This is a genomic window from Chamaesiphon sp. OTE_8_metabat_110, from assembly GCF_031382685.1.
In the GTDB taxonomy this organism is placed as follows: domain Bacteria; phylum Cyanobacteriota; class Cyanobacteriia; order Cyanobacteriales; family Chamaesiphonaceae; genus Chamaesiphon.
In genome coordinates, this window is the sequence record NZ_JANMZA010000680.1 from 1 (window position 1) to 12,965 (window position 12,965).

At 46.7% G+C, this 12,965-nt stretch carries 11 protein-coding genes, 1 tRNA gene and 1 pseudogene; 6 read left to right on the top strand and 7 right to left on the bottom strand.

Translation table 11 applies throughout. The annotated features are described in order from the left end of the window. Positions 1–96: 96 nt before the first annotated feature. The 3 genes from RMO52_RS24515 to RMO52_RS24525 all read right to left on the bottom strand — a co-directional run bounded on the left by RMO52_RS24515 (position 97) and on the right by RMO52_RS24525 (position 3,795). Complete coding sequence (locus tag RMO52_RS24515; RefSeq protein WP_310419620.1) at positions 97–681, bottom strand: hypothetical protein; 585 nt, start codon at positions 679–681, stop codon at positions 97–99. Between the two features lie 24 nt (positions 682–705). Then, entirely contained in the window at positions 706–1,194 is a 489-nt protein-coding gene (locus RMO52_RS24520) for a hypothetical protein (protein WP_310419623.1), read from the bottom strand. Between the two features lie 345 nt (positions 1,195–1,539). Then, complete coding sequence (locus tag RMO52_RS24525; RefSeq protein ID WP_310419628.1) at positions 1,540–3,795, bottom strand: ComEC/Rec2 family competence protein; 2,256 nt, start codon at positions 3,793–3,795, stop codon at positions 1,540–1,542. On the opposite strand from RMO52_RS24525, the gene RMO52_RS24530 reads away from it, so the two are divergent. Continuing rightward, positions 3,781–3,960, top strand: coding sequence for a hypothetical protein (locus RMO52_RS24530; RefSeq protein ID WP_309739514.1), 180 nt, complete (start codon positions 3,781–3,783; stop codon positions 3,958–3,960). The genes RMO52_RS24525 and RMO52_RS24530 overlap by 15 nt on opposite strands. Positions 3,961–4,004: 44 nt before the next feature. Here the strand turns inward: RMO52_RS24530 and RMO52_RS24535 are convergent. Beyond that, positions 4,005–4,078 (bottom strand) — tRNA-Arg (locus RMO52_RS24535). A gap of 172 nt (positions 4,079–4,250) precedes the next feature. Here RMO52_RS24535 and RMO52_RS24540 point away from each other — a divergent pair. The 3 genes from RMO52_RS24540 to RMO52_RS24550 are packed head-to-tail and all read left to right on the top strand — an operon-like array spanning position 4,251 to position 7,199. Beyond that, positions 4,251–4,907 carry a hypothetical protein gene (locus tag RMO52_RS24540; protein ID WP_309739513.1) on the top strand — a complete coding sequence of 219 codons (657 nt, stop codon included), beginning with the start codon at positions 4,251–4,253 and terminating at the stop codon, positions 4,905–4,907. A gap of 54 nt (positions 4,908–4,961) precedes the next feature. After that, entirely contained in the window at positions 4,962–5,960 is a 999-nt protein-coding gene (locus RMO52_RS24545) for a hypothetical protein (RefSeq protein ID WP_310419631.1), read from the top strand. Between the two features lie 3 nt (positions 5,961–5,963). Further along, positions 5,964–7,199 (top strand): transposase, encoded by a 1,236-nt coding sequence (locus tag RMO52_RS24550; protein WP_309741088.1) that lies wholly within the window; start codon positions 5,964–5,966, stop codon positions 7,197–7,199. A 132-nt stretch (positions 7,200–7,331) separates the two neighbouring features. On the opposite strand, the gene RMO52_RS24555 is transcribed toward RMO52_RS24550, so the two are convergent. Further along, the gene (locus tag RMO52_RS24555) at positions 7,332–8,375 is read right to left on the bottom strand and encodes a Sll0314/Alr1548 family TPR repeat-containing protein (RefSeq protein ID WP_310419634.1); all 1,044 of its coding nucleotides are present in this window, start codon (positions 8,373–8,375) and stop codon (positions 7,332–7,334) included. 260 nt (positions 8,376–8,635) lie between these two features. Here RMO52_RS24555 and RMO52_RS24560 point away from each other — a divergent pair, with 260 nt between their 5' ends. Next, positions 8,636–8,776, top strand: a complete 141-nt coding sequence (locus RMO52_RS24560) for a hypothetical protein (RefSeq protein WP_309741085.1) — start codon at positions 8,636–8,638, stop codon at positions 8,774–8,776. Between the two features lie 102 nt (positions 8,777–8,878). Further along, positions 8,879–9,528 (top strand): annotated as a pseudogene (locus RMO52_RS24565) (ABC transporter ATP-binding protein). A 250-nt stretch (positions 9,529–9,778) separates the two neighbouring features. On the opposite strand, the gene RMO52_RS24570 reads toward RMO52_RS24565, so the two are convergent. Both RMO52_RS24570 and RMO52_RS24575 read right to left on the bottom strand, forming a co-directional pair. After that, the gene (locus RMO52_RS24570; protein ID WP_309741083.1) at positions 9,779–11,230 is read right to left on the bottom strand and encodes a glycosyltransferase; all 1,452 of its coding nucleotides are present in this window, start codon (positions 11,228–11,230) and stop codon (positions 9,779–9,781) included. A gap of 54 nt (positions 11,231–11,284) precedes the next feature. Next, positions 11,285–12,965: glycosyltransferase family 39 protein (locus tag RMO52_RS24575; RefSeq protein ID WP_310419639.1), on the bottom strand; the 1,681-nt coding region annotated here is incomplete at its 5' end.

Genomic DNA, 12,965 nt, shown 5'->3' on the forward strand with positions numbered 1-12,965 from the left:
CCCCGTCCATGCAACCGACCCAAGCACAGGACATTCCATCATTCTACCTCCTCTACTGGCTGCTGATTTCTACTCTCGATCGCTGTTAATCATACCTTAATCCAGCAACGCCCAAATTTTATTGTCTTCAACAGTAAACAAATAGTTTTTTGCAAGAAAGCTGCGATGAACATCAGTTTTACGCAAGTTTAAAGATTTTGGCGGCATGGTACTGAGATTAAATAGCTCAATTTTTCCAGACACTTCATTATCAGCTGTAGATGGATAGCTGCGGACTAGTTTATTCCCATAAGCAGAAATCGTCCCGAACCCCTCAACAGAAGTAATAGAAAAATCGGTAGTATTTATAAACAATGTTTTTGGGTTCGATCGATTAAATTGATTAGACCAAAGTTGCTCGGCAACAACTATATATTTATCGGCGATCGCGATCTCTCTCACTGGGATAGGAATGGCGAGATTTCGTGGGGATGGCGTAGCATCTGCCAAGTTAAAAATGGCAAGTTTCCCCTTTTGCTCGCTGGTAGTGCTACCTACAACAAGTAAATTTTTGTTCAGGGCAATCTCGCCACTAGCAGCTAATGAATAGCGGCGAGTGCCTGAAATAACGGTTACATATTCAGGGGATTGGCGATCGTATGTAGCCACTGAAAAAGCGATCTTCCCGCCATCGGCAGCCACAGATAGACCCGCTAATTCTTTTGCTTAAGGACGATCGATTCGCTCTAATGGGGAATTTGAGGTGAGTGAAGTGCGATAGACAGCGCCAGCATAAGCCATCCCTTTCCCTGCTGGGGGTTTATATGGGTAGAATGCGTCTTCTTGCGATCCGGTGCTCGTTTTAGATACGACTTTACCAATTACCAGCTTGTCTCCCGATATGGCTAGTTTGAGGGTCACTCTGTAGCCAAAGTCATTGCTAGGATTGGCAATTGGGGGATTGGGAGGGAGTGCGATGGTTCGCAATCTAGTCCATTGGCGTTGCGGGGTACGACGATAAACTACTATCCGATTAGCTGGGGCGTCGTCGAGTGCTAAAAACCGTTCGTTGGCAACTAAACCACTACCAGATCCTCGCAGGCCTTCTGACTGAATATCGATACAATCTGCTGACACGGCTCGGATGTCTAGCGCGCACACGAACAGCGGGATTGTTGTTAATAGTGCAAGCTGCAATACGCGATTTAATGTCATTTTCACTCCCAAAAATAGTTTGGGTACGCTCTAGTTTCATTCTTCTGCCAGGTTGCGCTGTCCGCGTCGGGAAATCCGACTTTTTGCGCATCCGCAACCCAACCTACAGACTTATAATGCCCCGATCGATCGAACTATGTAACAACTGCTCTATTATCTGGAGGGGTGACGGTCATAAGACAATATTTTTAGTAATTAGAATATTTGAGTGGTCGAACTAGCGGAATGTGGGGTAAAAGGTAAGAGGTAAGAGATTAAGTTCCCCTCGTCCCCCCGTCTCCCAGTACCCGGTCAGTGAGCGGCTTGCACTAAGCGAAGTCGAAGTGAGCCGAACTGCCACTCCTCCTACCCCTCTCCTTCCAGATAGGGCTTAAACTGACCCGCAGGTGTCCATTGAATTGCCCCGTCGCGCCCGGTGTAGTAGACTCGAACTTGATTCTTTTCTAAGAGCTTGATTGTTTCGGGATCGGGATTGGCGGTGGCGGCGATAGCTACTTGGGGACGAATTTTGGCGATCGATTTTTCGGTGAGTCTACCGCCGCTCCAGTACAACGTTGATGAGGGGGTGAGTTGTTCGAGATCGATCGCTGATTGGGTCAGATCGCCAGTATCATTGCCGATAACCAACCATTTTTGACTGACTTCAGGAATGGCAATTTGGAAGATAACGGGATTAGTTTTAATCGGTGTAATTTCGACTCGATCGAACTTATGGGTTTTACCGAGTAATAATGTTTCAAATTTAATTATTTCGCTAGGGTTGCTATTACCACCAATCTGATAAAATTTGTCGATTGAGACTATTTGCGCTAGGGTTTGCCAACTACCGATCGCAGGTGCATCGAGATTGAAATCGATCGCGCTGTCAACTCGATTGACTGCTTGCTGCTGAAGAAATGGTGCGATCGTAAATCTAGCAATACTTTCATTGCCGCTATTAATTAAGATGGTTTTGCCGCGATCTTGGATGACTAAAATTTGCCGATCGTTACTGGCTAAAGTGGTAATTTGTAACTCGGTGGTTTTCCAGATAATTAATGGCACGATTACGACCAATAGCCCGATACCCGTGGGTATTTTCCAATCTTGCTGCCAGCTCGGCACTAGCCACACACCTAAGATCAGGGCATATAAAGCGATTAATTGCCAAATCGAAATTTGACCGACCGCAAATGATGCCCCCGGTAGATAATTAAACAAATTAACTATCCCGATTAAAAGCTGTGTTGGTAAATATAACAGCCAGGAAATCGCACTACCAAAAATTGGAATTATCGCACCAACTAATGCCCCGATCGTCCCACCGATGCTGATAATACTAATCAGGGGACTAGTGAGAACATTTGCAGGTAAACTATAGAGCGGAAATACCTTAAATACATACAGTTGAATTGGTAATGTCCAAATCGATGCTGCTAGTGGTACGGTAATCAGATCGGCGATCGTTGGGGGCAGCCAATCGAGCTTTTGCTGTAGTGGTTCGACAGTGACAATCAATCCTAATGTTGCCAAAAAACTCAGCTCAAAACCAATATCCCAAATCCATAAGGGATTAATAATTAGTAATAACGTGCCAGCCAAAAATAACGAACTGAGGGGATTAATTTTCCGCTGAGTTCGCAGCCCGACCAGGACTGCCATCCCCATCACCACAGAGCGCACTACCGCAGGCTGGAAGCCAGTCAAACCGAGGAAAATGAGTAAAGCTAAGGCACCGACATTTGACTGTGCTACTACCGATAATCGCTTGCGGGTGAGGGCAAGGATCGCGTTGAGGATCAGCGAGACTTGAAATCCAGACGCGGCTAGTGCATGAGCTAAGCCAACTCTGACGAACCGATCGCGTAACTCAAATGGTAAATCTACTGCTTCCGATCCTAGCACCATCGCCGTCACCAATGGCCCAATGGGGACATTCAGCCACTGCACTTGTGCGGCGGCAATTCGCGCGCGCAACTTGCCCCAGCTCCATTGCTGGGTCTGACTTTCATTCGGTACCCGCAATTGGTCGCAGCGCATCCCCGCAAAGCCCCCCGATTGACTGAGATAATCGCGAAAACTAAATCCACCAGGGTTGGCATTTACTTCCGGTCGATACAAGGTGCCCGTAATCGACACCGCTACCCCAGGCTGTAAGCCCGTCACGCTCTGTAATGGCACTGTCACGTATACCCGACCACTTACCGCTCTACTCACGTCAGCAGGGCGCAATCGCTCGCCCTGGATCTCATTTAGCTGAGTGGCATTGAGCCAAAATTGACCATTTTGACTGCGGGTGACGCGGGGATAACTATCGACAATTCCTTGGACGGTGGTAAATTGCGTCGTACCGCGTTCGGCAGTAGCGGGGATATAGTTACTGATATCATTACTGGCAGGTTTGGGGACGCGTAACTCTAGATAAAAACTAGCACAGCCGACGATCGCGATCGTCGCTACCAAAAATTGCCAGTTGGGACTCTTTTTCCAAAATCTTGGCAGTAGCCACACTAGCGGAATTGCCACCACCAGCAGTCCCCATCGCACCCACGGATTGAAGGTAATGAGTAAACCAACGACGTAAGCCAGACAGAGGAAGATCGCAGCTTGGGTATTCCGCATCAGGCAGTTATCAGTGTGAAGTTATCGCCGATCGATATTACTCTATTATCTAGCAGCAGCGATCGACTCTATTTCAACTTTGTACTCCTCAACATGCAGAATCTAGATAGTACCGCTCGTCTCATATTGGTTGTCATGCCAAAGTATGCCATTCGACCCAGCTAAAACTTTAACTTTGGCAATAACTAGATAGTGAGGATTGAAATTTACGGGTGAAGAGGGACTCGAACCCCCGACCGACTACTTAGAAGGTAGTTGCTCTATCCAACTGAGCTATTCACCCACACTAGCCCCATATCCTAACACACTTTAATTAAAATTACAGCGATGTCAAGTGTTAAATCTATGAAAATACTGCCTTTTGGGCGATCGGTCGCATGGCGATCTCGGCAATATTACTCTAGGTAATTTGGGAAGATTTGAGATTAAATAATAATATATTTTTTATTGCCAAGATGTCAATCACCGATCCACGATTAGTAAATATTGAGATTGCTACCCTTCCTAATCGTGGAATACCAGGATTGAGGCTCACTTATCAAAATCGAAAATACGACCTCCTGCAAGCTTTTAGCACTCACAAGCTGGATGCAGCTCAACACCAATGGCAGCATCTCATGTCGTTAGATCGCATTTACAATCCGGCAGTAATAGATAGATATTTGCTAGTTGGGGAAGTTGGTTATTATTCATTATGGGCGTTAGATCGCGGCTCTGCTCAACCAGTGCAGCCAGCACAGCGAAACGATCTTCAGCGTGAGCCAAGGTTGGAATTACAACAGGCAAGCTTGTGGCTATTTCAAGAACTCTGGTTGCAGTGGCAAGACTTAGTAGGTGCCAGACAATTAACAGTATTTGCCGAAAATTTAGTTGCCCACACTCCACAGCTCCAATCTCGAACAGATGTCGATCGATTATTAGAGCTAGATCCACTGACTCCTACTAGATTACTAAAATGGACAGAGTTAGATTTCAAAACATTCGATCGACAACTGTATCACCTCACTCAACAAAAAATCGGTCATCAATTCGGAAAAAAAATTGCGATCGAGATTATCGAATCAATGCCAGAATTGCTGCGATCGAGCTTAGTAGACACCCTCGATATCTAGCGATCTTTAGATCCTAACGAGCTACTGAATCTGCCAACCCATACATCCCAACTAATGACTAAATACTCACCAGAAAAATTAAACAGCGATTGGCTCCGTGGGGAATTAGTAATTTATTGGGGGCTAGTTTGGTCGGCAATTGCCTTGATACTTTATCTAAACTTTAGCGTCGTCGAGCCAGCTACCGCACGTCCGAGTTGGTTTGTTTTGTCCACTATTAGCTTAGAAGAAATTGCCTTAATCATCTCTGGCTGGCTGTGTTGGCGAAATTGGCAGAGTGAATATATCGCTGGTGGCAAAGCAGTGTGGCTACTATTTGCGATCGCAATTGCGAGCTTTTTTGTAGGTAACTTATGGTTTGTGCTGTGGGAAGTAGCTTGGAAGTTAAACCCGGCTGCTTCTGCTGGCAATCCATTTTTTGTATTATTTTATCTGATTTTAATTGCTGGGGTCCGGTTGGCAATTCTCGATCGAGATGTTCGATTGGTACCGCAGCAATGGACGATCGTCGCTGGAGTAGTAGCGGTCGGTTTGACGCTCGGGTGTTGGTTGACGACGATCCCGGCTAGAGCTGAGCGGATCCTGTTACCGCCGATAGCGGTGGTCGGTACACAGCCGCAAGGGACATCCATCGTCACTCAGGTCATTCCATCCCCCGCAGTCCCCCAAAGTCCCGTCCCCGCGCCAGCACGTCCGCCTGAGTGGGTGCTGGCGATCGATCGCTCGATGCGTCCATTGGTCAGTACCTTCAATTTGTTTTATGTCCTGTGCGATCTGGTATTGCTGACGTTGGCGGTAATTTTACTGTTGGGATTTTGGGGCGGTCAATTAGGATTGCCCTGGCGAATGGCCGCTCAAGCTGTATTATGTTTTTATATTGCCGATACTTGGTTTGCTTATGCTAACGATCGAGTGCAAGGATACGAAAGTGGCTTTATTATGGAAGTGTTCTGGATATTTGGGATCGTGCAGTTTGGCATCGCGGCTGCGCTAGAATTTGATAACTCCATTCGCGCTCGCCGTCTAGCTCGCCGACGGACTGCTATAAAGTAAAACATGAGTTCTAAAAAAATTACCGATGCAGATAAGTTGGAGATCGTCGATCTTTACCGTCAGTCTGGAGATACTACTGCATCTCTGGCAAGTCGTTATGGAGTCAGCAATTCTACGATCAGTCGCCTACTCAAAACGAGTATTCCCGAAGCGGAATATGAAGTCTTAATCCAACAAAAACGGGGTACTAAAGGCAGCAGCGAAGCAGAAATTTCGATTCCACTGGTAGTAGACTCGCTCACCAGTAGCACAGCCGAGATCCCGAGCGTCGAGGCTCCCAGCTTGTCAATCGACCTACCCGCAAGTAACCCCGAACTAGAGACATTAGCACTCACACAACTCGAATCACTCACCACACTCGATGAGATTTTAGCAGATCCGATCGCTCCAAAACTTGATACCGCCGATCGTGACAAGGCGATCGAAGATACTAGTGCCAGCCGTCGCGTGCGGCGTCGTTCCTCCGCACCCGATAGCCAGCAGACAGCCGGAGCGGTAGCCCAAATCGATAAACCAACGCCGACAACAACCAGCCTCAACACCCCAGTTGAAACATCTGCTGTGGCAACCGAAGACATCAGCGATGACATCGATAATGACATCGACACATTCGCAACTGCTGTTCCTAAGACCCCGATTGCGCCACCAATTTCCCGTACGCCAGTGCTGCGAGAAATACTTGCCGATTCTAAAGAGCGCTACGCTAATCCGCCGCCACCGCCCGCACCACCTGTCGAAGCCGTCACTGATGAGAGTGACGAAGATAACGAACCAGAAGATGTCAACCTGCTAGCAGCAATGTTTGGGGAAGAAATTGCCGATGGCGATGATGAGGATGATGAATCTGATGACTCTGATGCTGAAGATTGGGACGAGGAATCACCATCATCGCCTTATCAGCCGCTGTTGACCGAAGATCGCTTGCACGTTCAAGTCAAACCGCTGTCTCAAGCGACATTACCCCGTACTTGCTATATCGTGATCGATAAGTTTGCCGAGCTAATCGTGCGACCGCTCAAGGATTTTGCCGATCTCGGTCAACTTCCCGATAAAGAAACTCAACAGCGCACTTTACCCGTTTTTGATAATCATCGCGTAGCCAAAAGATTTTCCAATCAACGCACTCAACGCGTGATCAAGGTACCAGATAGTCGGATCTTTTATAAGACTACCCAACATCTGCGATCGAAGGGAATTACCTGTCTATTAGTGGATGGGAATATTTATTCACTTAATTAGCTGGGAGTTGGGAGTTGGGATCGGAAAAGTCAGAAAACTTAGAGATAATTAATTACTCTAAAACCGATATCCGGCGAACACCATCTCGCCTATTCATCTCCCATCTCCCATCTCCCATCTCCCATCTCCCATCTAATTCAACGCAGGTAGCTTCGTCAATCCAACTACCAGATTGGGGTTATCTTGTTTAAGTTTGGCTTCAAAGCCGTAGCAAGTCTCATTACTTGTCTTAGCTAGTGCTGCTTTAGCTTGACAGCGTTCGGAGAGAATTTGAGAGATGGTTGAGAGCAATAATCGATCGCGTCCTTTATACGCAACTTCAAATAGTTTAATCGACTCTTTCAGCTCGGTTTCATTGTTTTTCTCACGCCCGCGAATGGCGAGTAGCTGAGCTTTATAGTAAGTTAACTCGGGATTTTGCGGGGCAATTTTGCGGGCGGCATCGATCGCGATATTAGCTTTATCATACTCTTTCAGATCGCGATGACCGATATACATTCCTCGGAGGGCTAGATATCGAGGTTGGGCATTTTGTAATTGTTCGAGTGCTTGATTGGTATCGGAAAATGGTACATTGACAGCTAAAAGTAGATCCATATAACCCTTAATTAGATTTAATTCTGGATTATTCGGTTCGATCTTTTTAGCTTTATCCATATACTCAAATACTTTTTGGAGCTTACTCAAAGCACCCAAAGCACCACCATTTGCCTTCTTCATTTCATAAGCGCTGAGGATTGCCAAACCCACTCCCTGATACAAATTCCCCCGCAGCGGGTTGGTTTTCATCAGTCGCTGGGCAGCCCTAGTAGTTTTTTCACCGTAATCTCTCACGCTCTCATAATCCCCGGCGCTAAAGGGATAGAGAGTATTCATCGCATAAGTTAATGGTTCGTTTGGTTCGGTTTTGAGTGCGCTATTGAGATATTGTCTGGCTTTGACATAATTCCCATCTCTAAACATGGATTCCTTTGCCCGCTCGACATTTGACCCCTGTTTCGTATTATTCCCAGCGGCGGGAAACAGCATATTACTATTCGGCTTTGGTGCTGGCTTGCTAGCTACTGCGGTAATGGTGGGGTTTAACTGACTAATCGGGGCGAGTATCGTCGATTGAGCAAGAGTTACACCAGTAGCGAAAGTGAGGAGAGTATGTAGCGAAAACTTAAATTTCATGGATTAGTAGCTGGTAAATAGTCGATCTAGAGAGATAATAGTCGAAGTTTGGAGCTAGGTATCGATCGATTTTGGATTCAGCCGTCGCTACCAGTAGTGTAACAATTGCTATATGTCGTATTGTCTGGACGTGAGTATCGATCGGATGTTCCAATTTGTCATTACTCTAGGTTGATGTTGCACAATAAAGATCGATCGCGCTTTTTTTAAGTAAGTAGCTGTCATTATTTATCAGATAGATTACACCTGAAAACTAGTTGGTGGGCAGCGACGCGCGCTTTGCGCCGCCCCGTTCTGGAGGTTTCCTCCAGGTTGAGGGCGGTAAGACAGGAGGTTCCCTCCAAGTTAAGCGCGTCAAGACAGTGCCCACCCTACTATCTGCAATTATTCAACTGACATAGACTACACTTCAAAGCTATCTGGTAGCCTCTTTTCCCTAAAGCCTAAAACCCAAAGCCCAAAGCCTAAAACCTAAAGCCCAAAGCCTATCCTCCCTCTCCCCGATGCTCAAACTCAAACACCTCTCCTACCATCCTCCGGCTAGCGATCGAGCCATCCTCCAGGATCTTAACTTAGAATTAGCACCCCAGCAATTGGGCTGATCGTCGGTGCCAGCGGTTCGGGCAAAAGCACACTACTAGAGATTTTATCAGGATTGGCGAGTGGTACGAGTGGGGGTGTCTACTGGCGCGATCGAGCCTTAGATACCGAGCTGCTTCAGCAACTAGGCGGATTGGTATTTCAGTTTCCCGAGCGGCATTTTTGCACCAATACCATCTTAGAAGAGTTGCGACTGGGACATCCCGAACTCGGAGCCGAGCGCGTCGAGCAAGCTCTGATCTCTGTCGGTTTGGCAGATCTGCCGTTACAGCGCTCCCCACATGCCCTCAGCGGCGGACAGCAGCGGCGATTAGCCTTGGCGGTGCAATTGATTAGGCAACCCCATTTACTGCTCTTAGATGAGCCGACAGCGGGCTTAGATTGGTCGATGCGCCAGCAGTTGGTAAATTTACTCGCTCAACTCAAGCAGCAATGGACTTTGCTGGTGGTGACTCACGATGCGGGGGATTTACTCGCCATCGCCGATAAATGTTGGCAGATCGATCGGGGCAAGTTGACTGAAGCTAAAATTGTTGATGGTAAGTTAACGTAAGTTCGAGATAAGAAATGCCTGGAGACTGGAAGTCTCGGCTAGTGATGCAAAGTCCGCCTACGCGGACTGATTAACTAGTCCGCGTAGCGAAAAGTGCGTTCTTGGGGTTTCCCCAAGTGAAGCACCTTTTCAAGACAGGCGGACTTTGCATTACTAGCCCCGATTTTAATCGGTGGCAGTACTAGAACGAAGCCTGACGTTAAGTTAGCCAATTGGTAAGAGTATTTGAATTGCCCCTACCGATTAGCGGCTAAACAAATTTAATTTTCTGAGCGGCGTACAGACACATTCTTAGCAATACTAACCCCTCGCGAACGTGGGCGATATTTGACTCACCATAGGTGCGGGGTTGATAGCGTACTGGCACTTCGACGATATGTAGATTTAGCTTAGCAGCACCAAAGAGCAAATCGAAATCACCAAAGGGATCGAAGTCGCCAAAGTAGCTACGATTAGCAACGATCCGCAGATAATCATCCCGCCATAATACCTTAGTTCCGCAGAGAGTATCCTTAATATTCTGTCCGAGCAGGAAGGAAAAAACTAGGGCAAAAAATTTATTTGCTAAAGTATTCAGCCACGGCATCGCAGCTTGCGAATAAGGATAAACCAATCGCGAACCATTGACAAATTCGCCGCGTCCACTGACGATCGCACTCACAAAATTTACTAGTTCTTCTGGTTGGACTGTTAGATCGGCATCTAAGATAATTAAGATATCGCCAGTGGCTTTTTCAAAGCCCAATCTTACAGCGTCACCTTTACCTTTGCCTGTTTGTTGAAATGCTTGCAGCGTAAATTCACCCGTATATTCTCGCACTAATGTTTGAATTTTATCCCAAGTATCATCTTGGGAATGGCCTTCAACAAACACGACTTCAGTATGTTTGCCCAGCCGGGGTAATCGCTCGATCGCAGCGGCAATATTTCCGGCTTCATTCCGGGCGGGAATAATCACACTGACAGAATAATCGTGACTATTAGGACGATCGACCTGCTGACGCGAGACGATATAATTAGTCAAGCCGAGGTGATTGACGATCGGCAATGGACTGATATAACGATTGACAAAATTTGAAACAATCGGGATATATTTAGGCAGTAAACATCTTCTACCAATTTTTACTGGTTGATAGCCAGTAATATTTAATAAATTGATGACATCATTCATCGACAACCAGCTTTGTGGCGGTTGGGGACGGCGCTGTCCGATCCGTTCGGCAAGATTTAAAATTGGCTCCCACAGAAAGTTGTGAAAGTTAATTACTATCCGCGTCTGAGGATGACATAGCTGCTGTAAATTTGTGAGTACTTGTTGAATATTCGTGAGATTGCCTAAGACTTCGGACAAGATAATATAATCAAATCTAGTAGCAAGTAAAGGGTACTCCGTTAGCGTTTGTAAATCGAGCTGCTCGGCATCTATACAATAGAAATGTAAATGGGGATATTTAGTTTTTGCCAGATCGATCGCGACTGATGAAAAGTCAATACCCACACCTAAATCTGGATCGATCTTTGCCAGTGCATCCCCAGTACCAGACCCAATTTCTAATACTTTACTACCTGCCGGGATTAAGAATTGGTGCAATCGATCGAGATCTCGATAATAATACCGATTGCGTTGCGCCCACCAATCTAGTTTTAAGGCAATGGCATCAAAATGTTTTTGAGTGCGCTCGCTAACTAATCGATTAGACATGGATTTTCCTCACACATAATAGCAAAGCATAATACAAAACTCCGATCTAATCCACTAGCCACCACTGCTAATTTTCTGAATTAGTTGCCAACCTTGCACTTTACCAATAACGCGCGTGCGAGCTGTTAATTGGGGCGGGACGCTCAATGTCCAAGCATAAGACCGATCGGGCAAATCGGTAAAGCTATCGAGCTGTTTGCCTAAATGTGGCGTGTAAAAGCTCAATAAAATCAGGGTTTTATGTTCGTCCGTTGTGAGGGCGCGATCGTGCTTGCTAGGCTGTCCAAAGCCTTCTGCTGCTATATTGTCGATGAAGAGATTTACAGGCTGCTTATCGAGGCTGCTTGCCAATGTTGATACCATGAATCGATCGGTCATCAGTCGATCGAATGCAGTTCTAAAGTCTGGACTTTTATCTGTCAATGCACCTTGCAGTCCAAAGCCGACAATCGCCATCCAAGCGGGAAGTAACCAACCAGCCAACCAGAATGGGGTCGCAGGTGGTTGCCAACGTCGCCACAAGCGAGGAATCGTTATCCAGCCGCCTCCGAGCGCAATCGCAGGTAACGCATAAATCCGTATTTCTGGCGGGATAACCAGCCCCCATAACGGTCGATTCTCCGATGGAGAGGCTACGCCAACGATCGCGACTAAAATGCCCGCGACTGCCAGAATAATTCCCAAGCCACTAAAAGCATAGCCGAGCCAAGTTACCAACCGATATCCGCCAATTTGTTGACGGCTAATCTTCCCAAATTGGACAAAGGCTGCGGCTGCGAGCAATGCCATCAGCGGCAATAATTGCATCGGATAATATGCCATCCGCGTCCGAAATAAACTCAATAAAATAAATAAGCAGATCGGATAACCTAGCGTTAAACTGATGGCGAAGTAATTAATTGGCAAGAGTTTGCGCCACACCACGATCGCGCCGATTGCACTAAATAATGCCCAAGGGAAAATATTTAGGGGGAGATTCCAGAGATAATAAAAAGGGCCGGGATTATAAGTATCTGTTTTTGAAAGAAAGAGCAGTTTATTAACTAACTCTTGGACTGGCATCAAGCCCCCATATTTAACGCAACTTAAAATCAACCATAAGCCAGTGGGAATGGCACCAAAAATTAAACCGATATAAATCCCTGGATTCGTCAAAAATTTCTGGTAACGCTGGCGATCGATCGCATAAGGTAAGAGCGCGACAATCGGCACAAAAATCATAAATCCCTTGAGCAAGAAGCCCCAGCCGACAGATGCCCCAGCCAGCAGTCCCCACAGCCAACTCCGCTCGTTGGCGTAGCCTCTCCATCGGAGAATCGAGACTCCAGTCCAGCTCCGCCAGCCTGAAGATGATAAACTGATAGACTGGGAATCTGCAATCTTTAACAATGCCCAAATCCCAAGTAACTCAATTGCCACCAATGCTGTATTCTGCTGCGCCGTGTGAGCCTCACTTACCCATAGTCCCAACAACATCAAGATCGCCGCACCCAACCATGCAATCTGCCGATTGAAGAGGATTATCCCCATCACATAGGTCAATAATACACTCGCCAGACAAGCGATCGCGCTGGGTAGCCTCACACTAAACTCATTGAGTCCAAACAGATGATAAGCTAACGCAATCAGCCACTGAATACCGATCGTCCGATCGTAAATTGGGAGACCCCACCATTGCGGTGTCAGCCAGTCGCCACTCTCCCAGATCCAGCGAGCTTGAATTGCATAGTAACCC

Excerpts from the sequence above, each read along its gene's own strand:
- RMO52_RS24520 (WP_310419623.1), bottom strand. The coding sequence starts at position 1,194 with ATGACATTAAATCGCGTATTGCAGCTTGCACTATTAACAACAATCCCG.
- RMO52_RS24525 (WP_310419628.1), bottom strand. The coding sequence starts at position 3,795 with ATGCGGAATACCCAAGCTGCGATCTTCCTCTGTCTGGCTTACGTCGTT.
- RMO52_RS24540 (WP_309739513.1), top strand. The coding sequence starts at position 4,251 with ATGTCAATCACCGATCCACGATTAGTAAATATTGAGATTGCTACCCTT.
- RMO52_RS24545 (WP_310419631.1), top strand. The coding sequence starts at position 4,962 with ATGACTAAATACTCACCAGAAAAATTAAACAGCGATTGGCTCCGTGGG.
- RMO52_RS24550 (WP_309741088.1), top strand. The coding sequence starts at position 5,964 with ATGAGTTCTAAAAAAATTACCGATGCAGATAAGTTGGAGATCGTCGAT.
- RMO52_RS24555 (WP_310419634.1), bottom strand. The coding sequence starts at position 8,375 with ATGAAATTTAAGTTTTCGCTACATACTCTCCTCACTTTCGCTACTGGT.
- RMO52_RS24570 (WP_309741083.1), bottom strand. The coding sequence starts at position 11,230 with ATGTCTAATCGATTAGTTAGCGAGCGCACTCAAAAACATTTTGATGCC.